Here is a 26,834-nt window from a genome sequence, read left to right as displayed (position 1 = left end):
CTTCGTCGCGACTGTCGCGGGTCATCACCCTTGTCCGTGACGGTCCGCTCCCTAGACTGGTCCGACAGAGCCACCCCCATCGGCCCCAGGGAGCCCGCCATGACCCTCCGCACTTCGCGCGTCAGTCGCTTCAGCCGCGTCAGCCGCGTCTGGCCTCGACCGCCGTTCGCGCCTCGCGTCTGCGCGGCCGCGGCCCTGATCGCTCTGTGCGGTGCCGCACACGCGCAGGTCGCGCCGCCGGAGGCCGCTGCTTCTGCGCCGTCCTCGCCGCCAGCGGCGCAGAAGCTGCAGCGCGTGCAGATCACCGGCTCCGCGATCAGGCGCATCGCCGATGAAGGCGCGCTGCCCGTGCAGGTGATCAACCGCAGCGACATCGTCAAGGCCGGCGTCACCACGGCGGCCGAGATCATGGCCACCGTCTCCGCGATGAGCAACGCGTTGACCGACGGCGTCAGCATCGGCACCGGCGGCTTCCGCGATCAGATGGGCTTCAACTCGGCCAACCTGCGTGGGCTTGGCACGTCCTCGACGCTGGTGCTGCTGAACGGCCGTCGCATGGCCAACTTCGCCTCGCCCGGCGACGACAACGGCGTCGACCTGAACAACATCCCGGCCGCGGCGATCGAGCGCGTCGAGGTGCTGCTGGACGGCGCCTCCGCGATCTACGGCACCGATGCCATCGGGGGCGTCGTCAACTTCATCACCCGCAAGGACTACCAGGGCGTGCAGCTCGATGTCTACGGCGGCAAGACCGGCGAAGGCGGCGCCAGCAAGCGCACTGCGTCCATCGCCGCCGGCCACGGCGATCTGGCGCGCGACGGCTTCAACGTGATGGGCGTGCTGGACTTCCAGAAGACCGGCGCGCTGCGGACCTCGCAACGCGACTTCATCTCGGACCTGCGCATCCCGGAGCGGCTGCCGCACCTGCTGTCGTCTGCGGGGTTCCCGGGCAACATCCGGCTCAGCGGCGACCAGCGCGACTACCTCCAGTCGCAAGGCTTCACGATCAACGGCAAGCCGATCACGTCGAGCCAGATCAACCTCAGCGCGCCCAACTGCCAGCCGCCGCACACGCTCTACCTGCCGGACGGCATCGGCGGCGTCGACGGCTGCACCTACGACTACATGCGCGACCTCGAGCTCTATCCGAAGACGGACAAGGGCAGCTTCCTCGGTCGCGGCGTACTCAAGCTCGGCGACCGGCACGAGCTCTTCGTCGAGGCCGCGTACACGCGCAGCAAGAGCTGGTACGTCGGCACCAGCAACCGGATCGACGCCGACCTCGACGTGTCGATGATCCCGGCGCTGGCGGCGACAGGCCTCGGCGACGCGTTGCCGGACGACCGCCTCATCACCGTGCGCACCCGCATGCTGGAAGCCGGACCGCGCGCGAGCGAGCTCACCAGCACCGGCAGCCGCGTCGTCGTGGGCATGACCGGCACCGTGGGCGCGTGGGACTACGACTGGGGCTTCAACCACAGCGTCAACCGCGTGTCCGACCGCGACGTGCGCGGCTACCTGCCCTACGAGGAAACCTACCAGGCCTATGCCGACGGGCTGCTGAATCCGTTCGGCCCGTCGAGCGCCGCCGGCCTCGCCTTCCTGCGCGACAACAACATCGACCAGGAAGTGCGCCGTGCGCGAGGCACGATGGACAGCCTGGACGTGAAGGCGACGCGCAGCCTGATGCAGCTCGCAGGCGGCGATCTGGCGATCGCGCTGGGCGCGGAACTGCGCCGCGAGAAGTCGTCCTCGGCCGCCAGCGACCTGCTGATCTCGGACAACATCCTCGGCGACCCGACGCCGGGCGACGCGCAGTTCACCAGCAATTCACGCAAGGTCTGGGCGGCCTATGGCGAGTTGCTGGCGCCGATCACCAAGCAGATCGAGCTGCAGTTCGCGCTCCGGCACGACCACTACCAGAAGGTGGGCGCGACGACCAATCCGAAGATCGGCGTGCGCTACGCACCGATGAACAACCTGACCTTCCGCGCGTCGGCGGGGACCGGTTTCCGCGCGCCGTCGATGAACGACCTGTACCGCTCGGTGAAGACGGGCGAGACCGCGACGCTGCCGGATCCCGTCTGCATGCGCGAGAACGACAACGACCTCGGCTTCTGCGCCAACAACTTCGAGACGCGGACCTACTCGAACCCGAACCTGAAGCCGGAGAAGTCGCGGCAGTTCTCGATCGGCGTGCTGGCCGATCCGACGCCGGAACTCAGCGTCGGCGTCGACTACTGGCACATCGAGAAGCGCAACCTGATCAGCACCATCGGCGACGACGTGATCCTCGCCAACCTCGACAAGTACGAGCCGCTCGTGCACCGCTACAACGAGGATGAAGGCCTCCCGGGCTGCGACTACGACCCGACCGATTCCGACATCTGCTACATCGAGCTGCACAAGGAGAACCGCGGCAAGCAGAAGGCGTCCGGGCTGGACTTCACGCTGCAGTACCGCTCACCGGGGACGGACTGGGGACGCTTCGGCGTGAAGCTGGTGGGGACGCTGACGCTGAGCTCGAAGAAGCAGACGGGCAATGGCGATCCCTACCTGAGCGACCTCGGACGCTTCGTCACCGACGGGGTCGTGCAGCGCTGGCGGCATCGGTTGAACTTCGACTGGTCGCGTGGTCCCTGGAGCGTGAACCTCGCGAACACGTTCTACAGCGGCTACGACGATCAGAACTCGGCGATCGATACCAATACCGGGCTGATCGTGGGGAAGAACAAGGTCAAGGCGTATTCGCTGTGGGACCTGTCGGGCGGGTGGGATGCCACCTCCGCCCTCACCCTCCGGGCGGGGGTGAAGAACCTGTTCGACAAGGCGCCGCCGTTCTCGAACCAGGCCTACTTCTTCATCTCGGGGTATGACCCGAGCTACACCGATCCGCGCGGACGGTTCTTCTACCTGTCCGCGCAGTACCGGTTCTAGTCGGACTCAGTCGAGCTTCCAGCTCATGACTTCGCCGCCGCGCAGCGGCTTGAGCTGCGCAGCCTCGCCGAAGGGGACGGCATCGGGGAGCGTCCAGTCCGTCTTGCGCAGCGTGACCTGTGTGGTGTTGCGCGGCAGGCCGTAGAAGTCGGCGCCGTTGAAGCTGGCGAAGGCCTCGAGCTTGTCGAGCGCGCCCGCAGCCTCGAAGGCCTCGGCGTAGAGCTCGATCGCGGACAGTGCGGTGAAGCAGCCGGCACCGCACACCGAGTTCTCCTTCATCACCGAGGCGTGCGGGGCGCTGTCGGTGCCGAGGAAGAACTTGGCGCTGCCGGAAGTCGCTGCCTTGATCAGCGCGAGACGATGCTCCTCGCGCTTGAGCACCGGCAGGCAGTAGTAGTGCGGACGCAGTCCGCCCATGAAGATGGCGTTGCGGTTGTAGAGCAGATGCTGCGGCGTGACGGTCGCGCCGGTGAAGCGGTCGGCGCCGGTCACGTACTGCGCCGCTTCCTTCGTCGTGATGTGCTCGAAGACGACCTTCAGCTCGGGGAAGTCCTTGCGAAGCGGCTGCATCACGCGGTCGATGAAGAAGGCTTCGCGGTCGAAGACATCGACGTCGCCGTCGGTCACCTCGCCGTGCACCAGCAGCAGCAGGCCGGCCTTCTGCATGGCTTCGAGCGTCGCGTAGGTCTTGCGGATGTCGGTGACGCCGGCATCGCTGTTGGTCGTGGCGCCGGCCGGATAGAGCTTGAGCGCGACGACGCCTGCGGCCTTGGCGGCGGCGATGTCCTCGGGCGTGGTGCGGTCGGTCAGATAGAGCGTCATCAGCGGCTCGAAGTCCACGCCGGCGGGCACGGCGGCGAGGATGCGCTGGCGATACGCGAGGGCCTGCTCCGCCGTCGTGATCGGCGGTTTCAGGTTCGGCATCGCGATTGCGCGCGCGAATTGGCGCGCGGTATACGGGACGACGCTCTGCAAGGCGGCACCGTCGCGCAGGTGCACATGCCAGTCGTCGGGACGGGTCAGGACAAGGGTTTCGCTCATGGGGCAGGATTGTCTCACCGCCCTATTCCCTCACTCCGAGTCGCCGTCCTCCGTTGCGTCGACCATCGCCAACATGGGCTGCCTTGCGCTCCGCTCGCCGCCGTTCCGGACGAGGTTCCATCCACCGGCTGCGATTGCAGCAGCCATGAGGAGCATCACCAGTTTCGTGAGCAGTCCCACTGAACGACTAAGCCCGTCCATCTCGCCGGCCAGCTTGGCCACGACCTCACGGAGGCCGTTCATGCCTTCATTCACCCCCTTGAAGTCCGCCCTTACCTCCGTCCGGAGGTGATTGATCTCGCCCCTGACCTCGGTACGCAGTCCATCCATCTCTTGATGCAAACCGCGGAGGCCCGCGTGCATCTCTTGCTCAAGGCGGGCCAGGTCTTGCCGGCTCACCCGATCATGGTCGTTGGTCCACCTCGACCCCAAGTTCCTGCCTGATTGCTGAAGCAACTTCATTCGCACTCCATCCAGTTACTGGCGGAAAACCGCACTCCGCCGCCGTGCCCGATGCGACTCGCCACACACTTCGGTCGAATCGCGAAGACCTCGATTGTTGGGATCCGGCCCTCGGCCGTCACTGACCTCAACCAGGAGTCTTTCGCTCATCCATGCCGTGGACGAGTGACAACCTCGCCGGAAGCCGTTGCGACCCGGAAAGCAGAAGGCCCGCACCTTGCGGAGCGGGCCTTCGAATCGGTACGCGGGACGCCAGCGGCGTCCGGGATCAGTGCTGCAGGATCTTCGCCAGGAAGTCCTTGGCGCGCGGCGAACGCGCGTCCGGATCGCCGAAGAACTCGTCGCGGGTGCAGTCCTCGATGATCTTGCCGGCGTCCATGAAGATGACCCGGTGGCTGACCTTGCGCGCGAAGCCCATCTCGTGCGTCACGCACATCATCGTCATGCCTTCGTTGGCCAGTTGGACCATCACGTCCAGCACCTCGCCGACCATCTCGGGGTCCAGCGCCGAGGTCGGCTCGTCGAAGAGCATCACGATCGGATCCATCGACAGCGCCCGCGCGATCGCCACGCGCTGCTGCTGACCGCCCGAGAGCTGGCCCGGGAACTTGTCCTTGTGCGCCATCAGACCCACGCGCTCCAGCATCTTCAGGCCACGCGTCTTGGCGTCCGTCATGTTGCGGCCCAGCACCTTCACCTGCGCCAGCGTCAGGTTCTCCGTCACCGACAGGTGGGGGAACAGCTCGAAATGCTGGAACACCATGCCCACGCGCGAACGCAGCTTGGGCAGGTTGGTCTTGGGATTCGTGAGGCTGGTGCCGTCGACGACGATGTCGCCCGCCTGGATCGGCTCCAGCGCGTTAACGGTCTTGATCAGCGTGGACTTGCCCGACCCCGACGGGCCGCACACCACCACCACCTCGCCCTTCTGGATGTTGGTGGAGCAATCGGTCAGCACCTGGAACGGGCCGTACCACTTGGAGACGTTCTTGATTTCGATCATGGAGCGGACCTCAGCGGATGATGGCGATCTTCTTCTGCAGCCGGCGGACCAGCATGGACAGGCTGAAGCAGATCACGAAATAGACGACGGCGACGAAGAGGTAGGTCTCCATCGGCCGACCGAAGTTCTTGCCGGCGACCTCGAAGCCCTTCAGCAGGTCGTACGCGCCGATCGCATAGACCAGCGACGTGTCCTGGAACAGCACGATCGTCTGCGTCAGCAGCACCGGCAGCATGTTGCGGAAGGCCTGCGGCAGCACCACCAGGCTCATGGTCTGGCGGTAGGTCATGCCCATGGCGTACCCGGCGAAGACCTGGCCCTTGGACACCGACTGGATGCCCGCACGCATGATCTCGGAGTAGTAGGTCGCCTCGAACAGCGTGAAGGTGATCAGCGCCGTCTTCTCCGGCCCCAGCGGCCCCGCGATGTACGGGATCAGCAGGAAGAACCACAAGATGACCATCACCAGCGGGATCGAGCGCAGCGTGTCGACGTAGATCGCCGCCGGCCGCTCCAGCCACCACTTGCCCGACAGCCGCATCAGCGCCAGCACCGTGCCCAGCACGATGCCGCCGATCATGGCCGAGACCGTCAGCTGGATCGAGAACCACAGGCCCTTGGCCACGAAGGACGTCAGGACGTCCCAGGTCAGGAACGAGAAATCGAGTTGCGTCATGTCACTTCGCCCCCAGGATGCCGGGCACGCGGACGTACCACTCGATGACCTTGGCCACGCGGTTGATCGCGTAGGCGGAGACGAAGTACAGGATCGTCACGGGCAGGAAGATCTGCACGAAGCTCGACTGCTCCGACGCCTGCAGCGCGAACTGCGCCAGGTCGGGAATGCTCACCGCGAAGGCCACCGCCGAGTTCTTGACGATGTTCATGCTCTCGCTGGTCAGCGGGGGGATGACGATGCGGAACGCCATCGGCAGCAGCACGTGCCGGTAGGTCTGCGGCAGCGTCAGACCCAGCGCCTGGCCGGCGTAGCGCTGGCCCTTGGGCAGCGTCAGGATGCCGGCCTTGACCTGCTCCGAGATCCGCGCCGACGTGAACAGCCCGATCGCGATCACCACCAGCACGGCGGGCGGCAGGTCCAGCACCGGGAACAGCCGCGGCACCACGTGATACCAGATGAAGAGCTGGACGATCAGCGGAATGTTCCGGAACAGCTCCGTCCAGGACTCCCCGAACATCGCCAGTTTCCTGTTGGGCACCGTCCGCAGCACGCCGATCAGCGATCCGGCCACCAGCGCGACCAGCAGGCCGATGACCGAGACGAACATCGTCCAGCCCCAGCCGTGGATCATCGCGTCCAGGTAAGTCTCATAACCGGGAGCGCCGAAACACTTCGGCGCGACCTCCTCGGTCACCATGTCTGTGCAGTACAACTGCCAATCCCAGCTCGCCATGGCGTGCTCCATCCTTCAAAACGACGGCCTGTTGCGACAAGGCGCCCCGCGGGGCGCCTTGTGCTCAGGCGAGGACTATCACTTCTTGAGGTATTCCTCGACCGGCTTGTCGTTCGGGTTCGCCCACGCGTCCTTGGTCGCGGCCGTCGCCGGCAGACCGACCTTGGTGTTGGTCGGCGGGATCGGCTGGACGAACCACTTGTCGTACAGCTTGGAGATCTCGCCGGACTTCATCAGGCCCTTGATGCTGTCGTCCACGGCCTTCTTGAAGGCCGGGTCGTCCTTGCGGACCATGATGGCGATCGGCTCGACCGACAGCACTTCGCCGACGATCTTGAAACCGGCCGGGTTGCGCGACTTGGCGATGTTGCCGGCCAGGATCTGGCCGTCCATCACGAAGGCGTCGGCACGGCCCGACTCCAGCAGCAGGAAGCTGTCGGCGTGGTCCTTGCCCAGCACTTCCTTGAAGTCCACGCCGTTGGCGCGCTCATGCTTGCGCAGCAGCTGGACCGAGGTGGTGCCGGTCGTCGTCGCGACCGTCTTGCCGTTCAGCTGGGCGATCGAGGTGATGCCCGAATCGGCCTTCACGGCGATGCGCACTTCCTCGACGTAGGTCGTGACGGCGAAGGCCACGTCCTTCTGACGGGTCAGGTTGTTGGTGGTCGAACCGCACTCGATGTCCACGGTGCCGTTCTGCACCAGCGGCACGCGGTTCTGCGAGGTCACGGGCAGATACTTGATGTCCAGCTTGGCCAGGCCCAGCTGCTTCTGCACGTCGGCCAGCACGCGCTGGCAGATCTCGACGTGGTAGCCCACGTACTTGCCGTCGCCGAGCGTGTACGACAGCGCGCCCGAGGACTCGCGCACGCCCATGGTCACGCTGCCTGTGTCCTTGATCTTCTTGAGCGTGTCGGCCTGCGCCACGCCAACCAACGCGGCGCCAAGGGCCAGTACCAGCAATGCCTTCTTCATAGATGCTCCTGCTTTGTTCGGATTCAAAAAGCGGATTCGAGGGAGGTTCTGACAGTGAGCCCCCCAACCGGCAGAGCAGACCATGAGCGGTCGCTTTGCTGGGTAGGGAGTATCACGCATCTCGACTTGTTGCGTGGCTTACGTATGCAGGTTCCGTGCCTGCTTCAGGTCAGGAAATCAGCCATCGAGTTTCTCCGCATGGGTCAGGAAGTTCCACAGCGCCTGCGCGACCGGCTTGACCCGCCGCGCCGAGCCCTGGCGCTCGCGGTACATGCGCAGCTCCATGTTGAGTTCGTACTGGCCGGGCTCGGCGGCCCGCACCAGCCGGCGCGCCTTCACTTCCTTCTTCACCGAGCTGGCCGGGAGGAAGGCCAGCCCGTGGCCCTCGATGGCCATGGCCTTGAGGCTCTCGGCCATGTCGGTCTCGAAGACCGATTCGAAGTTGAGCGGCTGCGCCGCGCCCTTGACGATCAGCTCCACCAATCGCCCGAGGTAGGCGCCCGAGGCATAGCTGAGGAACGGGATCTTCTGACCCGGGTGTCCGGAAATCCGGAACATCGGCGCGCCGCTTGTGTCAGCTTTCGCATAGGCGGCCAGCGTCTCGTGGCCGAGCGAGACCGATTCGTAACGCTCCGGGTCCAGCTGCAAGGGCTGGCTGGGATGGTGGTAGACGACCAGCAGGTCGCAGTTGCCTTCGCTGAGCTGCAGCGTCGCGTCGTGCACGTTGAGCGCATTGAGCCGGCACTTCACCTCGCCGAAGCGCTGGCGCAGCTCCATCAGCCAGTGCGGGAAGAAGCTGAAGGACAGCGAGTGCGGGACCGCGAACTCGATCATGTCCTGCCCCGCCGACTGGTGGCTGCGCAGCATGTTGCGCGTGGCCTGCAGGTTGCCGAGCAGATCGACCGCCTGGCCGAGCAGCGTCTCGCCGGCGGCGGTCAACCGCGTCGGATAGGACGAGCGGTCGACGAGGTCGACGCCCGCCCAGGCCTCGAGCGCCTGGATGCGGCGCGAGAACGCGGGCTGCGTGACATGCCGCAGTTGAGCCGAGCGGGAGAAGCTGCGCGTCTCCGCCAGGCTCACGAAGTCTTCAAGCCATTTGGTTTCCACGGCGCGGGAGTTTATCCCTGCGGATCCGCGCGGTCCTGACCATCCTGCTGAAGGGCCCACATCTGCGCGTAACGGCCGCGCTGCGCGAGCAGCGCGGCGTGCGTGCCGCGCTCGACGATGAGGCCCTGCTCCATCACCAGGATCTCGTGCGCGTCGACGACGGTGGACAGGCGGTGCGCGATGACCAGCACGGTCTTGTCCTGCGCGGCGGCCTCGAGCTCGGCCTGGATGGCGCGCTCGTTGCGCGAGTCCAGCGCCGACGTCGCCTCGTCGAAGATCAGGATCGGCGGGTTCTTCAGCAGCGTGCGCGCGATCGCGACGCGCTGCTTCTCGCCGCCGGAGAGCTTCAGGCCGCGCTCGCCGACCATGGTCTGGTAGCCCTGCGGCAGATGGCGGATGAAGTCGTGGATGTGGGCGGACTTCGCGGCGGCCTCGATCTCCTCGGTCGTCGCCTCGGGCCGGCCGTAGGCGATGTTGTAGGCGATGGTGTCGTTGAACAGCACGGTGTCCTGCGGCACGATCCCGATCGCGCGCCGCACGCTGTGCTGCGTGACCTCGGCCAGCGACTGGCCGTCGATCGCGATGCGGCCCGACTGCGCGTCGTAGAAGCGGTACAGCAGCCGCGCGAGCGTGCTCTTGCCCGAGCCGCTCGGGCCGACGACGGCGACCTTCTTCCCCGCCGGGATCTCCAGGCTCACGCCCTTCAGGATGGGACGCTGCGGCTCGTAGGCGAAGTGCACGTCGTCGAAGCGCACGGCCGCGCCGCCCACGCGCAGCGCCTGGGCCCCGGGCGCGTCGGCGATCTCGCGCTCGCGGGCCAGCAGGCCGAACATCTTGTCCAGGTCGGTCAGGCTCTGCTTGATCTCGCGATAGATCACGCCGAGGAAGTTCAGCGGGATGTAGAGCTGGATCATGAAGGCGTTGATCATGACCAGGTCACCCAGGCTCATGCGGCCATCGACGACGCCCTGCGTCGCGCGCCACAGCATGGCCACCAGCGCGACCGCGATGATCACCTGCTGCCCGCTGTTGAGCAGCGACAGCGTGCGCTGCGATTTCAGCTGCGCGCGGCGCAGGCGCTCCAGGCTCTGGTCATAGCGGGCGGCCTCGAAGTCCTCGTTGTTGAAGTACTTCACCGTCTCGTAGTTCAGCAGCGAGTCGATCGCCTTGCTGTGCGCATGCGAGTCGAGCTCGTTGAGCAGGCGCCGGTATTTGGTGCGCCACTCGGTGACGACGATCGTGAAGCCGATGTAGAACACCAGCGCCGCGCCGGTGATCCAGGCGAAGAGCACGTCGAACTTCACCGCCAGCAGGCTCAGCACCAGCACGACCTCGACCAGCGTCGGGAAGATGCTGTAGAGCGAGTACGAGATCAGCGCGTGCACGGCGCGCGTGCCGCGCTCGATGTCGCGGGTCATGCCGCCGGTCTGGCGTTCGAGGTGGAAGCGCAGGCTGAGGTCGTGCAGGTGGCGGAACACCTGCAGCGAGATGCTGCGCGAGGCGCCCTCGGTGGCCTTGGCGAAGATCAGCTCGCGCGCCTCGGTGAACAGCGAGGTGCACAGCCGCAGCATCCCGTAGGCGAGCAGCAGGCCGACCGGCACGACCATCAGCGCCTGCGCGCTGCCGGCGGGGATGTCTAGGCTGTCGACCAGCTGCTTGAGCAGCAGCGGCACGCCGACGTTGGCCAGCTTGGCCGCGACCATGAAGGCCAGCGCGATGCCGACGCGCCAGCGGTAGCGCCAGAAGTACGGGAGCAGGCGGGCGATGGTGTGCCAGTCGCCGCGCGCTTCGGGCGGGGCGGCGGAAGAAGGGGAAGCAGCGGACGCGGCGGAGCCGTCAGCGGACGGGGCAGCGGGAGTCGGCGCGGTGCCGGCGAGTGTGGAACGGCGCATGGAGAGGGAGCGTGGCCTTGCCGTGGAGTCGGGCACCCGCCCTGGCGAGGGCGGACATGCTGGACGACAATGCCGCTCATTGTCACCGTTTGCCCATCATGAGCGACTCCACCGATCCGAATGCCCCCGCCAGCGCCGCCGGCCCCGCCAACGCCGCCGCCGCGCACCCGTCGGGCGCGCCGCTGCTGTCGCCCGAGACCATCGGCCCGCGCGAGCTGGTGATGCGCGTGATGCCGATGCCGGCGGATGCCAACGGCAACGGCGACATCTTCGGCGGCTGGATCATGGCGCAGGTCGACCTGGCCGGCTCGGTGCTGCCGGCGCGCATCTCGCGCGGCCGCATCGCGACGGTGGCGGTGAACCAGTTCATCTTCAAGCAGCCGGTGTCGGTGGGCGATCTGTTGAGCTTCTATGCGCAGGTCACGCGGATCGGCCGCACGTCGATCACGGTGCACGTCGAGGTCTTCGCGGAGCGCAACCCGGCCAATCCGCATGTGGTGAAGGTGACGGAGGCCAACCTCACCTACGTCGCGATCGATCGCGAGGGCAAGTCGCGCGTCTTCGGCGAAGCGGGCTGAACGCCGCCCGGGCGCGGCACGCTGCGCCTGGCCCCGTCGCCGTCCTCGTTGCCCGTTGGTGAACGGCGCGGCCCTGGAATGGGGCCATCCGACTGGTCTGCGCCCCGTGGTGCGAATGGGCATTCGCGCACCAGGGTTAGTACGTAGATCCCGCACACCTCGTGAATTCGTGGGTGGGATACTGCCCGGCCAGGGTGCGCAGACACGCCGGTGACGGCGCCTGCGGCCACCCGCAACCGGAGCCGTACCCCATGCTGACCCCCTCCGCTTCCGCCGCGCCGGCCTCGCCCGTGCCGTGGTATCGCCACCTCTACCTGCAAGTCGTCATCGCGATCGCGATCGGCATCACGCTCGGCTACTTCGAGCCTGCCTTCGCCGTGAAGCTGCAGCCGCTGGGCGACGCCTTCATCAAGCTGGTGAAGATGATCATCGCGCCGGTGATCTTCCTGACCATCGTGACCGGCATCGCCAGCATGACGCAGCTGAGCGCGGTCGGCCGCGTGTTCGGCAAGGCGATGGTCTACTTCCTGTTCTTCTCCACGCTGGCGCTGATCGTCGGCCTGGTGGTGGCCAACGTCGTGCAGCCGGGCGCCGGCATGAACGTCAACGTGGCGGACCTGGACCAGAAGGAAGTGCATCGCTACGTCGAGAAGACGCATGACCTGACCCTGGTCAGCTTCCTGATGGACGTGATCCCGAAGTCGCTGATCGGCGCGCTGGCGGACGGCAACATCCTGCAGACGCTGTTCGTCGCGGTGCTGTTCGGCATCGCGCTGGCGCTGACGGGCGACCGCGGCAAGCCGGTGCTGACCTTCTTCGAATCGCTGACCGCGCCGGTGTTCCGGATGGTCCACATCCTGATGAAGGCGGCGCCGATCGGCGCGCTGGGTGCGATGGCCTTCACCATCGGCAAGTACGGCCTGGCCTCGCTGCTCAACCTGGGCATGCTGGTGGGCAGCTTCTACCTGACCTCGCTGTTCTTCGTGCTGGTGATCCTGGGCATCGTGGCGCGCCTGTGCGGCTTCTCGATCCTGAAGCTGATCCGCTACCTGAAGGCCGAACTGCTGCTGGTGCTGGGCACCTCGTCGTCGGAGTCGGCGCTGCCGTCGCTGATGGAGAAGATGGAGAAGGCCGGCTGCAAGAAGACGGTGGTGGGGCTGGTCGTGCCGACGGGTTACTCGTTCAACCTGGACGGGACCAACATCTACATGACGCTGGCGGCGCTGTTCATCGCGCAGGCCACCAACACCGAGCTGACGCTGACCCACCAGATCACGCTGCTGCTGGTGGCGATGCTGAGCTCCAAGGGCGCGGCGGGCGTGACGGGCGCGGGCTTCATCACGCTGGCGGCGACGCTGTCGGTGGTGCCGGAAGTGCCGGTGGCCGGCATGGCGCTGATCCTGGGCGTGGACCGCTTCATGTCGGAATGCCGCTCGCTGACCAACTTCGTCGGCAACGCGGTGGCGACGATCGTCGTGTCGAAGTGGGAGAACGCGCTGGACCACGACGCGCTGGACGTGGCGCTGTCGGGCAAGGCGGGTGACTCGGACGACCTGCCGGTGCGCGTGGCCGGACCGGCCGAGACCGCGTGAGCGATCGACACGCATGAACGACAACGGGCCTCGAGGGGTCCGTTGTTCATTCTTCTTCGTGTTTTCGCCGTCATGATGAGGCCCTCACGCGTGGTTTGTTGGCCGTCCGTGACTGGACGGCACGAGCCATTGCCGCGACGCCTCCGCAAATCCCAAGGCGCGTTCCGCGTCTCCTTCAAAGAAGTACACGCCGTCGCCGAGCCAGTCATAGCGATTGGCAGACGGCGTGAGTCGCGCGAGGCGTCCCTTCACCAGCCTGTCGCGTACCGTGATATCGCAGCCGTGGAACGCGAGGATCAACTGGCCCTGGTTCATTGATACCTCGGCATCAGGTTTCCCTCGTCGTCGATGATGCCGGCCTTCTTCGCCAGCTCGAATGCCACCTCTGGCGAATGCACCTTCAAGCTGTCCTCGCGCGGCAACCCGAAGGTGCCGACCTTGTGCGCCCAACTCGGCGGTTCGGTGACCTTCACCGACGCCTTGGCGACCTGCCCGCAGCGCTCGCACAGACTCTTGCGCTTGGCTGGCTTCGCGTTCTTTCCGTTCGACTTCTTGCTCATCAGGAATCACTCCAATCAACAGGGGAGTGCTCATGATTCCGACGTGGCGCCGTCGTGCCAATCGCACGTTGTCGTGCAGTCGGCGCCCGCACTGACTTGGTCGAGTGGTGGCGATTGCGCGAATGAGGGTGGTCCGTCGACAAGGCGTCTCGGAAAGCAGAAAGGGCGCCCTCGGCGCCCTTTCCTTCATCGCGGCATCGCCGCGTCCGATCAGAACTTCGAGAAGTCCGGCTGGCGCTTCTGGAAGAAGGCCTGGAAGGCTTCCGTCGCCTCGGGGCTGCGCAGGCGAGCGCCGAAGATCTCGGCCTCGGCCTGAATCGTGGCCAGCACTTCGTCCTTCGACGCGCGGCGCATCAGTTGCTTGCTCTCGCGCACGGCGCTCGGGGGCAGCTTGTTGAAGCGCTCGGCGATGCGGCGCGCATGCGCCACCACTTCCGACGCCGGCAGCACCGCGTTGGCGACACCGCATTCCACCGCCTGCTCGCCGGTGAACGGGTCGCCCAGGAGGATCTTCTCAGCGGCGCGGCGCGGCCCCATCAGGCGCGGCACCAGCAGGCTGGAGCCGAACTCCGGCACCAGCCCCAGGCTCACGAAGGGCATTGCCAGGCGCGCATCGTCCGCGACATAGACGAAGTCGCAATGCAGCAGCAGCGTCGTGCCGATGCCGATGGCCGCGCCGTTCACCGCCGCCACGATCGGCTTGTCGCAGCCGACCATCGCGCGCATGAACTGGAAGACCGGCGCGTCTTCATCGCGCGGCGGGCTGCCCATGAAGTCCTCGATGTCGTTGCCCGAGGTGAAGATCTGCGGCTGGCCCTGGATCAGCACGGCGCGCACGGCGTTGTCGGCGTTGGCCGTGACCAGCGCGTCGGCCATCTCCTGGTACATCGCGCGGGTCAGCGCGTTCTTCTTTTCCGGTCGTGCGATCTCGATGGTCTGCACGCCGTTGACGATGGCGGTCTTGATGCTCATGGAGCACTCTCCTCGTGGGGTCTACCGTCTCTCGACGGCTGGTGTTCGAATGAATGTCGCGATCATGCCAGCCACGCGCTGACCTGCGGCCAGAGGCTGCGCTCGAATCGATCGCGGAAGAAACCGAAATGGCCGATGCGGCGCTCGCCGATGTCCTTGGGGGCGATGCGGCGCATCTCCGGGTGGGCGCCGGCGTAGAAGCCATGCAGGGACTCGGTATTGCGGCGGGACATGAACTCGTCGTCGGTGAAGGCGAGCGAAAGCATCGGCACCGAGAGCGACGCGTACTGCGCGCGCAAGGCGTCGCCGCCCTCGCCCATCATGTAGTCGCGGTCCAGGCACCAGCGGCGCCATTGCGCCATCACGCCGCGCGGCAGGTCGCCGACCTTGCGCAGCTTGCGGCCGGGGAAATAGCCGAAGGCCGGCAGCGCCAGCGGGACGACGACGTACCAGAGCCACCACACGTAGCGGCGAAGGCCGATGGAGTTCTCGCGCCAGTAGCCGCTGCCGCAGCCCACCGTCACGGCGCGCGAGACGCGCGAGCGGTTGGGGAGCATGCCGAGGATCTGGCCGCCCAGGCTGTGGCCCAGCCAGTGGATCTCGCGTCGATCGCCCAGCAGGTGGTCGAGGTGCGACAGCGCCGCGGCGGCGTCGCGCTCGGCCCAGGTGTGGATGTCGGCCTCGAGCCCTCGCAAGGACCGCTTCATCGCGTCAGGACGCGAGGCGCCCATGCCGCGATAGTCGAAGCTCAGCACCAGCCAGCCCTGCTCCGCCATCCAGCGCGCGAAGGCAGCGTAGTACCGCTGCTCCACACCCATCGCCGGAGCGATCAGCAATCCCGCCTTCGCGGTCGCCGCATCGCCGTAGAGATGGCCTCGAAGCTCGAAACCATCCTCCGCTCGGAAACTGATCATCGCGATCTCCCCCGATGCCGTTTGGCGTCCTGCTCAGGGCGCCTGCCTGCGCTTGGCCAAGCGCGGGCTCTCCACGACGCAGGGGGCATCCCTCCGGGAACCCCCAGCATCATTCCGGCCCCACTCGCAGTCACTGACCGCCGAAGACCGTACTTGGAGAACCGAGCGCTTCTTACAGACGCTCGATGATGCCCGCTGCGCCTTGGCCAGCGCCGACGCACATGGTGACCATGCCGTACTTGCCGCCGGTGCGGCGCAGACCATGGATCACGGAGGCCGCACGGATCGCGCCCGTCGCGCCCAGCGGGTGACCCAGGGCGATCGCGCCGCCGTTGGGGTTCACCTTGGAACGGTCCAGCACGATGCCCTTGCTGTCGAGATCGTTCAGCACGGCCAGCGATTGCGCGGCGAAGGCCTCGTTCAACTCGATCCAGCCCAGGTCCTCGGCCTTGATGCCGGCCAGCTTCAGCGCGGCCGGAATCGCCTCGATCGGGCCGATGCCCATGATCTCGGGCGGCACGCCGCGCACGGCGAACGAGACGAAACGCGCCAGCGGGGTCAGGCCGAAACGCTTGACCGCGGCTTCCGACGCCACGATCAGCGCGCCCGCGCCGTCCGAGGTCTGCGAGCTGTTGCCGGCCGTGACGCTGCCCTTGGCGGCGAAGACCGGCTTGAGCTTGGCCAGACCTTCCATCGACGTGTCCTTGCGCGGACCTTCGTCGGTGTCGACGATGCGGCTCTTGACGATGACGCCGTCACCGTTCAGGTCGGGCTGACGGTCCTTCAGTTCGAACGGGGTGATCTCGTCCTTGAAGAAACCGCCTTCGATCGCGGCCAGCGCGCGGCGATGCGATTCCAGCGAGAACTCGTCCTGCGCCTGGCGCGATACCTTCCACTTGTCGGCCACCTTCTCGGCCGTCAGGCCCATGCCGTAGGCCAGGCCGATGTTCTCGTCGCGCTCGAAGATCGCGGGCGGGAACGAGGGCTTGTTGCCGCCCATCGGGACCATGGACATGGACTCGACGCCGCCGGCGATCATCACTTCGGATTCGCCGATGCGGATGCGGTCCGCGGCCATCGCCAGGGCGGTGATGCCCGAGGCGCAGTAGCGGTTGACCGTGACGCCGCCGACCGAGTTCGGCAGGCCCGACAGGACGGCCGCGACGCGGGCGATGTTCATGCCCTGCTCACCTTCGGGGAAGGAGCAGCCGATGATGGCGTCCTCGATCACCGACGGGTCCAGGCCCGGCACCTGGGCCATGGCGGCCTGGATGACGCGCGACAGCATCTCGTCCGGACGGGTGTTCTTGAAGTAGCCCCGGCCCGACTTGCCGATGGGCAGACGGGTGGCGGCGCAGATGTAGGCGTCTTGAACTTGCTTGCTCATGATGAATTCCTTGTGTGCCGCTCGGATCAGTTGCGGACCGGCTTGCCGGTTTGCAGCATGCCCATGATTCGCTCTTGGGTCTTCGGATGCTCGAGCAGGCTGCAGAAGTGCTTGCGCTCCAGCGACATCAGGTATTCCTCGGTCACCAGCGAGCCGGCTTCGACTTCGCCGCCGCAGACGACGTCGGCGATCAGCGAGGCCAGGTGGAAGTCGTGCGCGCTGATGAAGCCGCCGTCACGCATGTTGGCCAGTTGGGCCTTGACGGTGGCGATGCCCGAACGGCCCGCGACCGGGAACTTGGCCTTGAGCGGGGCGCGATAGCCGGAGTCGGCCATCGCCTTGGCCTGCGCCGTGGCGACGTACAGCAGCTCGTCCTTGTTGGGGACGATGATGTCGCTGTCGAGCAGGTAGCCCAGCTTCTGCGCTTCCAGCGCGGAGGTCGCCACCTTGGCCATCGCGGCGTTGGTGAAGCCGTCCTTGAGGAAGGCGAAGATGTCCGCGTTGGCGTTGCCGGCCGAGGCCATCTCCGCCGCGCGGCGCGCGATGTAGGTCAGGCCGCCGCCGCCGGGGATGAGGCCGACGCCCACTTCCACCAGGCCGACATAGGACTCCATGTGCGCGACGCGGCGGGCGCAATGCACCGCCAGTTCACAGCCGCCGCCCAGCGCCAGGCCGCGCATCGCGGCGATGACCGGGACGCTGGCGTAACGCACGCGCAGCATCATGTCCTGCAGCTTCTTCTCTTCCGGGGCGATGCCCTTGGCGCCCTTGGTCATGAAGACCGGCATCAGCGCTTCCAGGTTGGCACCGGCCGAGAACACGTCGTCCGGCGACCAGATGACGAGACCCTTGTACTTGGCCTCGGCGATCTCGACGGCCTTGAGCAGGCCTTCGGTGACCGTCGGGCTGATCAGGTGCAGCTTGGCGTTGATCGAGGCGATCAGGACTTCGCCGTCCAGCGACCAGACGCGGACTTCCTCGTTCTTGAACTCCTCGGTGCCGGCCTTCAGCGGCTCGACGGCGCCTTCGCCGACCAGCGCTTCCGGGAAGGCCTGGCGCTCATAGACCGGCAGCTTGGCGCGCGGCTTGAACTTGCCTTCGGCGGCGCTCCACGAGCCGTCCTTCGAGTGCACGCCGCCGTTGTCGGCGACCGGGCCTTCGAAGACCCACGCGGGCAGCGGCGCGCTCGACAGCGTCTTGCCGGCGTCGATGTCGGCCTTGACCCACTCCGCGACCTGCTTCCAGCCGGCGGCCTGCCACAGCTCGAACGGGCCCTGCTGCGAGCCGAAGCCCCAGCGCATCGCGAAGTCGATCTCGCGCGCGGTGTCGGCGACGGTGTCCAGGTGCACGGCCACGTACTGGAACGAGTCGCGCAGGATGGACCACAGGAACTGCGCCTGCGGGTTGCTCGATTCGCGCAGCAGCTTGATGCGGTCGGCGGCCGGCTTCTTCAGCATGCGCGCGACGATCTCCTCGGCCTTGCCGCCACCGGTCACGTACTCGCCGGTGGCGAAGTCCAGGCGCTGGATGTCCTTGCCGACCTTCTTGTAGAAGCCCGCGCCGGCCTTCTGGCCCAGCGCGCCCTTCTCGATCAGGCCCGCCAGCACCTTGGGCGTGGCGTAGGTCGAGTAGAAGGGGTCATCCTTCAGGTTGTCCTGCATCGTCTTGACGACGTGCGCCATCGTGTCCAGGCCCACCACGTCCGCGGTGCGGAAGGTGCCCGACGAGGCGCGACCCAGCTTCTTGCCGGTCAGGTCGTCGACGACGTCGACGGACAGGCCGAACTTCTCGGCCTCGATCATCGTGGCCATCATGCCGGCGATGCCGACGCGGTTGGCGACGAAGTTGGGCGTGTCGTTGGCGCGCACGACGCCCTTGCCGACGGCCGAGGTCACGAAGCTCTCGAGCTGATCGATGACTTCCGGGTTGGTGGTCGGCGTGTTGATCAGCTCGACGAGGTACATGTACCGCGGCGGGTTGAAGAAGTGGATGCCGCAGAAGCGCGGCTTGATGGATTCCGGCAGGACTTCCGACAGCTTGGTGATCGACAGGCCCGAGGTGTTGGACGCCACGATCGCATGCGGCGCGACGAAGGGCGCGATCTTCGTGTACAGGTCCAGCTTCCAGTCCATGCGCTCGGCGATGGCCTCGATGATCAGGTCGCAGTCCTTGAGCAGCTCGAGGTGCTCTTCGTAGTTGGCCTGCTGGATCAGCGCGGCGTTCTCGGCCACGCCCAGCGGCGCCGGCTTGAGCTTCTTCAGGCCCTCGACGGCCTTGGTCACGATGCCGTTCTTGGGGCCTTCCTTGGCGGGCAGGTCGAACAGGACGACCGGCACCTTCACGTTGACCAGATGGGCGGCGATCTGCGCGCCCATCACGCCGGCGCCGAGCACGGCGACCTTGCGAACTTGGAATCGACTCATGGTTTCTCCAATGAACATCCCGAGGATGTAGGAATGGGGTTGGTACGGCGCGCTCATGTCGGCGCGTCCATCGATGGCTTTATTCGACGCGGATCCAGGTCTGCGTGCGGCCCAGCATCGGCATGCCGACGAAACCGCGGACCTCCAGCTTCTTGCCTCCGTCGACCGGACGCAAGCGGACGCGATAGACCTTGCCGTTGCCCGGGTCGAGGATGTCGCCGCCGTCCCAGAGTTCGGCGTCGTTGCCGTTCTTCTTGACGCCGCGCAGGATGGTCAGGCCGAGGATGGGCTGGCCCTTGCGCTCGTCGCTGCATTCGTCGCACTTGGCGGTCTGCTTGGACGGGTCGGTGATCTTCTCGATCTTGCCGGTGAGCACGCCGTTGATCTCGCTGATGCGGACCGTCGAGCGCTCCTGCTTGGTGTCGTCGTCGATCGTCTTCCAGACGCCGACCGGCGTGGTCGTGGCGGCGCTCTGCGCGAGCGCGAGGTTGGCGGACAGTCCGAGGCCCAGGGCGACGGCGGTGGCGAACAGCGGTTTCATCGTGTCTCTCTCCGATTTTTATTGGCGAACGCTGGAAGGGGAACGCGGGCGCCCCGCTCGAGGGGGCGCCCGTGACGCTGTCCTTAGAACAGCGCCTCGTCCATTTCCATGAGCGGGTTCAGACCGGCGCGCGCGGTGCGGATCAGGCTCGCGGTCTCCGGCAGCAGCTTGGCGAAGTAGAAACGCGCCGTCGCCAGCTTGGCGGTGTAGAACGGATCGCCGCTGTCCTTCTTCTCCAGCGCCAGCTTGGCCATGCGCGCCCACATGTAGGCGAAGCACAGGTGACCCACCACGCGCAGGTAGTCCACCGCGGCGGCGCCGACTTCATCGGGGTTCTGGAAGGCCTTCATGCCGATCTCGGTGGTCAGCTTGGTGACCTTGTCGCCGATGTCGGCCAGCGGGTTGATGAACTCCTGCATCGCTTCGCTGGTGCCCTCTTCCTCGACGAATTCGGCGATCTTCTTTCCGAACTTCTTCAGCGTCGCGCCGTTGTTGCCCAGGATCTTGCGGCCCAGCAGGTCCAGCGACTGCACGGTGTTCGTGCCTTCGTAGGTCATGTTGATGCGCGAGTCGCGCACGAACTGCTCCATGCCCCACTCGTGGATGTAGCCGTGGCCGCCGAAGACCTGCATGCAGTGCGAGGTCGCGATCCAGGCGTTGTCCGAGATGAAGGCCTTGATGATGGGCGTCAGCAGGGCGACTTCGTCCTCGCAGGCCTTGGCCTCGTCGGCGTCGTCGCTGGCCAGCGCCTTGTCCAGCTGCAGCGCGGTGTAGGCGGACAGGGCGCGGCCGCCTTCGGCGTAGGCGCGCGCGGTCAGCAGCATCTTGCGGACGTCGGGGTGGACGATGATCGGATCGGCCGGCTTGTCCGGCGCCTTCGGGCCCGACAGCGCGCGCATCTGGATGCGGTCCTTGGCGTAGACGACGGCGTTCTGGTACGCCACTTCGGTCAGGCCCAGGGACTGGTTGCCGACGCCCAGGCGGGCGGCGTTCATCATCACGAACATCGCCTGCAGGCCCTTGTTGGGCTGGCCGACCAGCGTGCCGACGGCGCCGTCCAGCACGATCTGCGCGGTGGCGTTGCCGTGGATGCCCATCTTGTGTTCCAGGCCGCCGCAGTAGACCGGGTTGCGCTCGCCCAGCGAGCCGTCGGCCTTGACGTTGAACTTGGGCACAACGAACAGCGAGATGCCCTTGGAGCCTTGCGGCGCGTCCGGCAGGCGGGCCAGCACCAGGTGGATGATGTTCTCGGCCAGGTCGTGCTCGCCGGCGGAGATGAAGATCTTCTGGCCGGTGATCTTGTAGGTGCCGTCGGCCTGGGGTTCGGCCTTGGAGCGCAGCAGGCCCAGGTCGGTGCCGCAGTGCGGTTCGGTCAGGCACATGGTGCCGGTCCACACGCCCGAGGTCAGCTTGGGCAGGTAGGTGGTCTTCTGCTCCGGCGTGCCGTGCGCATGCAGCGCCTCATACGCGCCATGGCTCAGGCCCGGGTACATCGTCCAGGCCTGGTTGGCCGAGTTCATCATCTCGTACATGAACTGGTTCAGCAGGACGGGCAGGCCCTGGCCGCCGAACTCCGGATCGCACGACAGCGCGGGCCAGCCGCCCTCGACGTACTGCGCGTAGGCTTCCTTGAAGCCCTTGGGCGCCTTGACCTCGTGCGTGGTCTTGTCCAGCGTGCAGCCTTCCTGGTCGCCCGACAGGTTGATCGGGGTCAGGACTTCCGACGCGAACTTGCCGCCCTCTTCCAGCACCGCGTTGATGGTGTCCTCGTCGATCTCGGCATGCGCGGGCAGCAGCTTCAGCTCGTCGACTGCGTGCAGCAGCTCGTGCAGCACGAACTGCATGTCGCGCAGGGGCGGGTTGTACTGAGGCATGAGGGCTCTCCTGAGGAATGGTTCTATGAAAGGATCGAAAGGGACTCGCCCCGCTCAGGCGCGCTTGCGTCCCGGGGCCGCGGCCACGGTCGCGCCGGCGGCGGCGGTTTGAGGAGGTGTCTGCCGCGACTCGGCATCGGCCTTGCGGCCGGCCGGCGTGGCGAAGCTGCCGAGGATGCGCTCCAGGCCCGTGCGGGCCCGGGCCAGCGCACCGTCGCTGCGCAGGAAACGCGCGTCGTGATGCAGCGACAGGATCAGGCCGTGCATCTCGAAGAGGATCTGGTCCGGATCGGCGTCCGGCACGAGGTGGCCGACCTCCTGCGCCAGCAGGATGGCCTTGCGGATCGCGGCGTGCCAGTCGCGCACCATGCCGACCAGCGCGTCGCGCACCAGGCCCGGCCGGTCGTCGAATTCGACGGCGCCGCTGATGTAGATGCAGCCCGAATCGACCTCGACCGAGGTGCGGTGCACCCAGCGCTCGAACAGCGCGCGCAGGCGCGGCAGGCCGCGGGGCTGGCGGATCGCGGTGTAGAAGACTTCCTCTTCGAACTTGGCGTGGTACTCGCGCACCACAGCGATCTGCAGTTCCTCGCGCGAGCCGAAATGGGCGAAGACGCCGGACTTGCTCATCTTCGTCACATCGGCGAGCGCGCCGATGGACAGCCCTTCCAGCCCCATGTGCGAGGCCAGGCCCAGCGCCGCGTCGAGGATCGCGGCCCGGGTCTGCGCGCCCTTCTGCAGCGAGCGCGAGCCGCTGCGCGACGAGGCGAGCGGCTTGGCGGCGACAGGCTTGGCGGAGGTGAAGGAGGAGGTGGACACGGTGCCCGGAATAATAAAACGAACGATCGTTCTATTTTGAGCAGTTCCGGGCCGGAAACGCAATCCTTGACCACCCTTTTTTAGTGATGCCGGCCTAAAAAAACAGGGGGCCCTTCCGAGTTCAACAGGCCGGCATGACCGCGTCACGACGATGTGCGCTGGACGACGAAGCCGGTGCGCGGGTTTACCCGAACCCGCGCGTCCGACTTCTCTGCGACGCTGGGTCACCTGCGGGGCGCGTGCGCCGGAGTGACCTTCGACGATGCGGGCCCGCCGGCTGCCGGCATAGACTGGCGCAAACAGGGAGCCAGAAGAATGCACAAGCCATCGAATGGCGCGAGCGGCGCGATTGGCGTGTTTCGGGTTCTGGTGTGCCGGGTGGCGGCCCGGTTGTGCGGCCTGCCGCTGGACGCCGTCGAGGAGACGCTGCGGCCGCAGCCGCTGCGGCCGCTGGCGTCGCCGGTGGTCCATGTCCTGGGGCTGGCGCGCATCCGCGGCGACTGGCTGCCGGTCCTCGACCTGGCCGCCCTGCTCGGCGTCGACGCCGTTGCCACCGATGCCGCAGGCGCCGTGGCATTGCCTCGCCGCTACGTCGTCGTCCATGCCGGCACGCGCCGCGTCGCGCTCGCCGTCACCGAGGTGCTCGGCCTGCAGGTGCTGTCCGCCGATGAGGTCCGCGCCCTGCCCCCGCTGCTGCGTGATCGCGAGCACGGCGCCATCGCCGCGCTGGCGGAACGCGACAACGACCTGATCGCCGTCCTCGACCAGGCGCGACTGCTGCCGGAAGAGGCGCTGTCGGCGCTCCACGACCTCGATGGATCGCCGCGCGACGGGACGCCGCCGGCCAGAGCGGGGACCGGCTCATGACGCGCGCCGCGCCGGCCGCCTTCGACCTTCCCCCGTTGCTGCCGCGGCTGCGTGCCTTGCTCGCCGCCCGGCTGGGACTCCACTTCGACGAACGACAGGATGACCGGCTCACCGCGGCGCTCATGCGCGTCGCGGGGCCGGTCAGTCCGGAGCGCTTCCTCGACCAGATGGAGCTGGCGCCCACGCGCGCCCGGCTCGACGCGCTGGCGGCGGAGCTGACCGTCGGCGAGACCTTCTTCTTCCGTCATCCCGAGCAGTTCGACGCGCTGCGGTTCGATCTGCTGCCCTTGCTGACGCGCGGGACCTCGGACGCCGCGCACCACGGGCGGCTTCGCGCGCTTTCCGCCGGCTGCGCCAGCGGCGAGGAGGCCTACACCCTCGCGATCACCCTTCACCGCGCCGGCCTGCAGGCACAGGGCGTGGACTGGGACGTGCTCGCGGTGGACCTCAATCCGGCCGCGCTGGCCCGGGCGGCGGCGGCCCGTTATGGCGAGTGGAGCCTGCGCGCGACGCCGCAGGAGCAGCGCGACCTCTGGTTCCGTCGCGTCGACGATCCCGGCCTGTGGACGCCGCTGCCGGCGATCCGCGAACGCGTGCGCTTCGCGCAGCGTCACCTCGGCCAACCGGACGCGGCGTTCTGGGCGCCCGGCAGTTTCGACATCATCTTCTGCCGCAACGTGCTCATGTACTTCGAGCCCGCCGCGCTGCGCCAGGCGATCCGCAACCTGACCGGCGCGCTGACGCCGGGCGGCGTGCTGTTCCTGGGCCACGCCGAGACCCTGCGCGGCACCGCCGAGGCCAAGGAAGCCGGACTCGTGCTGCGACAGGCGCACGGGTGCTTCTTCTACCGGCGCGAAGCGCCCGAGACGGCGCCGTCGTGGCCCTTCTCATGGGCGGACGGTGCGTCCGCGTCTGCCGCCGCGGCAGCGGATCCGCCGGAGCGGACGGGGCCGACCGGGGCTGGCGACACGGTCTCGTGCCTCGACCTCCCGCCTCCAGGCGAGGACGCCGACCAGGCCCTGCTCGACGAGGCGCTGCAGCTGATCGAAGCCGGCCAGGTGGAAGACGGCCTGCGCGCCTGCGCGCGGCTGATCGCGCCCGGCACGCCGGCGGCGCTGCAGGCCGAGGGGCTCTTCCTCCATGGATTGGCGATGGAAGAGCGCGGCCAGTTGCCCGCGGCTGAATGGCACCACCAGCGCGCCGCCGCCAAGGACGCCGCCTTCGCCCTGCCACATCTGCGCCTGGGCCTACTGGCGCGGCGCCGGGGCGAGATCATCGCCGCGCACCGCGAGCTGCGCCGCGCCCTGGAACTGCTGGCTCACGAATCGCCCGAGCGGCTGCGCCGCTTCGGCGGCGGTTTCGACCGCGACGACCTGCGGCGCCTGTGCCGCGACGAGATGCAGGAGACCCGCGCATGACGCAAGCGTCCCGCGAACTGCTCGCCGAATGGCGCGAGTCCTTCGACCGCTCGTTCGGCGAGCCCCGCCGCCATGCCGACGAGGAGGCGGTGCTCGACGTGCTGGGCATACGGATTGCCGGCGACCCGTTCGCCCTGAACTTGGCCGACCTGGCCGGACTGACACCCGCCATGCCCGCCGCCCCGTATCCCGCCGCCGCCCCCGGGCTGCTCGGACTCGCCGGTCATCAGGGCCAGGTCTTGCCGCTGTACGACCTGCAGGCGCTGATCGGTCGCGGCCCCGCGGGCGTCGTCCGCTGGTGGGCGATCGCGCGCGCCGCGCCGCTGGCGCTCGCCTTCGAGGGATTCGACGGCCAGTGGCGGCTCGCCGCCGGCGACCGGCTGCAGCAGAGCGACGCCGCCGGCACCGGCTGGGCCGTGCGCTGCGGCGGCGCGCTGCGCCCGCTGATCGAGCTCGACGGCCTGATCGCGGCCGTCTCGGCACACGCGCAGGTGGACGTCCACCCTGCCACCGGCCAGGACGCCCCCGCCGCGACCTTCACGACGACAACAAGCGCCGGCGCCGCCGGCCGATGACAGGGAGAACCGTGCCATGTGGACCTTCGGAAGAAAGCTGTCGGTGGGCTTCGCGCTGTCCTTCGCGCTGCTGCTGCTCATCGGGATCCTGTCCTATCGCGGCGTGGACGTGCTGACGCAGACCAGCTACCAGGTGAGCCGCACGCACTCGGCGGTGGGCCACATCGGCACGGTGCTGAGCCTGATGAAGGACGCCGAGACCGCGCAGCGCGGCTACCTGCTCACCGGCGAGGAGTCCTACCTTGAGCCCTATCGCGGCGCGCTCACCAACGTGCCGCGGGAACTGGCGGAGCTCAAGGCCTCCATCCGAGACAACCCGGCGCAACAGACCCGGCTCAACCAGGCGGCCACGATGATCGACGGGCTCATGCAGCTGCACAAGGACCGCATCGACACGCGCCGCGCCAGCGGTCTGGACGCGGCCTTGAAGACGGTGTCGCTGGGCGAGGGCAAGCGCCGCATGGACGAGTTGAGGGCGGTCATCGGCCAGATGGAGGAGGAGGAGAACGACGTGTTGCGCGAACGCGCGCGGGACGTGGAATCCACCGCCGCCACCGTGCGCGGGGTCATCGTCTGGGGCACGGTGGCGGGCGCGCTGCTGGTGCTGATCGCGGCGCTGACGCTGAGCCGCGCGCTCAGCGGCCAGGTCGGCACGGCCGTGAAGCACGTGCAGCGCTCCTCGGCGGAGCTGCAGGCCGCCGCGAACCAGCAGGCCGCCGGCGCGCGCGAGACGGCCACGTCGATGACCGAGATCTCGACCACCATCTCCGAGCTGCTGGCGACCTCGCGCCAGATCGCCGACAGCGCGCAGCGCGTCGTCGTCATCGCGGAGCAGACGGCCGGGCTGGCGCGCACGGGCGACGGCACGCTGCAGTCGGCGCGCGAGAGCATCGCCGCGATGCGGCGGCAGATCGACCTCGTCGTCGACCACATGCTGGACCTGGGCCGCAAGTCCCAGCAGATCGGGGTCGTGCTGGACCTGGTGGGCGAACTGGCCGAGCAGACCAACATCCTGGCGATCAACGCGACGATCGAGGCCACCGTGGCCGGCGACGCCGGCCGGCGCTTCAGCGTCGTCGCCGACGAGATCCGCAAGCTGGCCGACCGCATGACGGCATCGACCAAGGAGATCCGCCTCCAGATCGACGACGTGCGCGGCGCGGTCAACACCACCGTGATGGCGACGGAGACCGGGTCCAAGGCGGTCGACGCGGGGGCGCGCCAGTTCGACGACGTGGCGGCGAGCTTCGCCAAGATCGCCGGCCAGGTGGTCACGACGACCGATGCCGCGCGCGAGATCGAGCTCTCCACCAAGCAGCAGGCCACCGCCGTCGAGCAGCTCAACGTCGCGCTGTCCAACACCGCGCAGGCGTCACGCGAGACCGAGGCCAGTTCCGGGCAGACCTCGCAGACGGCCACCGAGCTGGCGGAGATGTCGCGCGACCTGCTGCGCCTGGTGCAGGCCCAGCCCACCTGACCGGGACACCC

24 protein-coding genes are annotated in these 26,834 nt (G+C 67.6%); 7 read left to right on the top strand and 17 right to left on the bottom strand.

What is annotated here, in order from left to right:
- The first annotated feature begins 99 nt into the window (after window positions 1-99).
- Window positions 100-2,937: a TonB-dependent receptor gene (locus AC07OZ_RS15260; RefSeq protein ID WP_495467935.1), complete on the top strand. Its 2,838-nt coding sequence runs from the start codon at window positions 100-102 to the stop codon at window positions 2,935-2,937.
- Window positions 2,938-2,943: 6 nt separating this feature from the next.
- On the opposite strand, the gene pyrC is transcribed toward AC07OZ_RS15260, so the two are convergent.
- From pyrC to AC07OZ_RS15220, 8 genes are all read right to left on the bottom strand, one after another.
- Window positions 2,944-3,978 (bottom strand): dihydroorotase, encoded by a 1,035-nt coding sequence (gene pyrC, locus AC07OZ_RS15255; protein WP_431048414.1) that lies wholly within the window; start codon window positions 3,976-3,978, stop codon window positions 2,944-2,946.
- Window positions 3,979-4,008: 30 nt separating this feature from the next.
- Window positions 4,009-4,440, bottom strand: coding sequence for a hypothetical protein (locus AC07OZ_RS15250; RefSeq protein WP_495467934.1), 432 nt, complete (start codon window positions 4,438-4,440; stop codon window positions 4,009-4,011).
- 268 nt (window positions 4,441-4,708) lie between these two features.
- The gene (locus tag AC07OZ_RS15245) at window positions 4,709-5,443 is read right to left on the bottom strand and encodes an amino acid ABC transporter ATP-binding protein (protein ID WP_067277009.1); all 735 of its coding nucleotides are present in this window, start codon (window positions 5,441-5,443) and stop codon (window positions 4,709-4,711) included.
- 10 nt (window positions 5,444-5,453) lie between these two features.
- Complete coding sequence (locus AC07OZ_RS15240; protein WP_495467933.1) at window positions 5,454-6,119, bottom strand: amino acid ABC transporter permease; 666 nt, start codon at window positions 6,117-6,119, stop codon at window positions 5,454-5,456.
- Window position 6,120: 1 nt separating this feature from the next.
- Window positions 6,121-6,855 (bottom strand): amino acid ABC transporter permease, encoded by a 735-nt coding sequence (locus tag AC07OZ_RS15235; protein ID WP_495467932.1) that lies wholly within the window; start codon window positions 6,853-6,855, stop codon window positions 6,121-6,123.
- 78 nt (window positions 6,856-6,933) lie between these two features.
- Entirely contained in the window at window positions 6,934-7,827 is an 894-nt protein-coding gene (locus AC07OZ_RS15230; RefSeq protein WP_495467931.1) for an amino acid ABC transporter substrate-binding protein, read from the bottom strand.
- 177 nt (window positions 7,828-8,004) lie between these two features.
- On the bottom strand, window positions 8,005-8,934 hold the full coding sequence (locus AC07OZ_RS15225; protein ID WP_495467930.1) for a LysR substrate-binding domain-containing protein: 930 nt from the start codon (window positions 8,932-8,934) through the stop codon (window positions 8,005-8,007).
- 11 nt (window positions 8,935-8,945) lie between these two features.
- Window positions 8,946-10,826: an ABCB family ABC transporter ATP-binding protein/permease gene (locus tag AC07OZ_RS15220; protein ID WP_495467929.1), complete on the bottom strand. Its 1,881-nt coding sequence runs from the start codon at window positions 10,824-10,826 to the stop codon at window positions 8,946-8,948.
- Between the two features lie 98 nt (window positions 10,827-10,924).
- On the opposite strand from AC07OZ_RS15220, the gene AC07OZ_RS15215 reads away from it, so the two are divergent.
- Window positions 10,925-11,404, top strand: a complete 480-nt coding sequence (locus tag AC07OZ_RS15215) for an acyl-CoA thioesterase (protein WP_495467928.1) — start codon at window positions 10,925-10,927, stop codon at window positions 11,402-11,404.
- Window positions 11,405-11,655: 251 nt separating this feature from the next.
- A complete protein-coding gene (locus AC07OZ_RS15210; RefSeq protein ID WP_495467927.1) occupies window positions 11,656-12,996 on the top strand; it encodes a dicarboxylate/amino acid:cation symporter in 1,341 nt (446 codons plus the stop codon).
- A gap of 84 nt (window positions 12,997-13,080) precedes the next feature.
- Here the strand turns inward: AC07OZ_RS15210 and AC07OZ_RS15205 are convergent, their stop codons facing one another.
- The 9 genes from AC07OZ_RS15205 to AC07OZ_RS15165 all read right to left on the bottom strand — a co-directional run bounded on the left by AC07OZ_RS15205 (window position 13,081) and on the right by AC07OZ_RS15165 (window position 22,486).
- A complete protein-coding gene (locus AC07OZ_RS15205; RefSeq protein ID WP_495467926.1) occupies window positions 13,081-13,311 on the bottom strand; it encodes a hypothetical protein in 231 nt (76 codons plus the stop codon).
- Entirely contained in the window at window positions 13,308-13,556 is a 249-nt protein-coding gene (locus AC07OZ_RS15200) for a hypothetical protein (RefSeq protein WP_495467925.1), read from the bottom strand. The genes AC07OZ_RS15205 and AC07OZ_RS15200 overlap by 4 nt, the downstream gene beginning before the upstream one ends.
- Before the next feature lie 210 nt (window positions 13,557-13,766).
- Complete coding sequence (locus AC07OZ_RS15195) at window positions 13,767-14,528, bottom strand: enoyl-CoA hydratase (RefSeq protein WP_495467924.1); 762 nt, start codon at window positions 14,526-14,528, stop codon at window positions 13,767-13,769.
- A gap of 62 nt (window positions 14,529-14,590) precedes the next feature.
- Window positions 14,591-15,442, bottom strand: a complete 852-nt coding sequence (locus tag AC07OZ_RS15190; protein WP_495467923.1) for an alpha/beta hydrolase family protein — start codon at window positions 15,440-15,442, stop codon at window positions 14,591-14,593.
- A 172-nt stretch (window positions 15,443-15,614) separates the two neighbouring features.
- Window positions 15,615-16,829, bottom strand: a complete 1,215-nt coding sequence (locus tag AC07OZ_RS15185; RefSeq protein ID WP_067277066.1) for an acetyl-CoA C-acyltransferase — start codon at window positions 16,827-16,829, stop codon at window positions 15,615-15,617.
- 26 nt (window positions 16,830-16,855) lie between these two features.
- Window positions 16,856-19,252, bottom strand: a complete 2,397-nt coding sequence (locus AC07OZ_RS15180; protein ID WP_495467922.1) for a 3-hydroxyacyl-CoA dehydrogenase/enoyl-CoA hydratase family protein — start codon at window positions 19,250-19,252, stop codon at window positions 16,856-16,858.
- 79 nt (window positions 19,253-19,331) lie between these two features.
- The gene (locus AC07OZ_RS15175; protein WP_495467921.1) at window positions 19,332-19,793 is read right to left on the bottom strand and encodes a DUF2147 domain-containing protein; all 462 of its coding nucleotides are present in this window, start codon (window positions 19,791-19,793) and stop codon (window positions 19,332-19,334) included.
- An 83-nt stretch (window positions 19,794-19,876) separates the two neighbouring features.
- Window positions 19,877-21,667 (bottom strand): acyl-CoA dehydrogenase C-terminal domain-containing protein, encoded by a 1,791-nt coding sequence (locus tag AC07OZ_RS15170; RefSeq protein WP_495467920.1) that lies wholly within the window; start codon window positions 21,665-21,667, stop codon window positions 19,877-19,879.
- Between the two features lie 54 nt (window positions 21,668-21,721).
- On the bottom strand, window positions 21,722-22,486 hold the full coding sequence (locus AC07OZ_RS15165) for a TetR/AcrR family transcriptional regulator (RefSeq protein ID WP_495467919.1): 765 nt from the start codon (window positions 22,484-22,486) through the stop codon (window positions 21,722-21,724).
- Between the two features lie 315 nt (window positions 22,487-22,801).
- Between AC07OZ_RS15165 and AC07OZ_RS15160 the strand changes: the two genes are divergently transcribed.
- The 4 genes from AC07OZ_RS15160 to AC07OZ_RS15145 are packed head-to-tail and all read left to right on the top strand — an operon-like array spanning window position 22,802 to window position 26,823.
- The gene (locus tag AC07OZ_RS15160; RefSeq protein WP_495467918.1) at window positions 22,802-23,353 is read left to right on the top strand and encodes a chemotaxis protein CheW; all 552 of its coding nucleotides are present in this window, start codon (window positions 22,802-22,804) and stop codon (window positions 23,351-23,353) included.
- Window positions 23,350-24,771 carry a CheR family methyltransferase gene (locus tag AC07OZ_RS15155; protein WP_495467917.1) on the top strand — a complete coding sequence of 474 codons (1,422 nt, stop codon included), beginning with the start codon at window positions 23,350-23,352 and terminating at the stop codon, window positions 24,769-24,771. Before AC07OZ_RS15160 ends, AC07OZ_RS15155 begins: the two co-directional genes overlap by 4 nt.
- The gene (locus AC07OZ_RS15150; RefSeq protein ID WP_495467916.1) at window positions 24,768-25,346 is read left to right on the top strand and encodes a chemotaxis protein CheW; all 579 of its coding nucleotides are present in this window, start codon (window positions 24,768-24,770) and stop codon (window positions 25,344-25,346) included. The genes AC07OZ_RS15155 and AC07OZ_RS15150 overlap by 4 nt, the downstream gene beginning before the upstream one ends.
- A 16-nt stretch (window positions 25,347-25,362) precedes the next feature.
- Entirely contained in the window at window positions 25,363-26,823 is a 1,461-nt protein-coding gene (locus AC07OZ_RS15145) for a CHASE3 domain-containing protein (protein ID WP_495467915.1), read from the top strand.
- Window positions 26,824-26,834 lie beyond the last annotated feature (11 nt).

Source organism: Roseateles sp. GW821-FHT09G03 (assembly GCF_059416045.1).
This window is presented reverse-complemented; position numbering and strand designations above follow the sequence as displayed.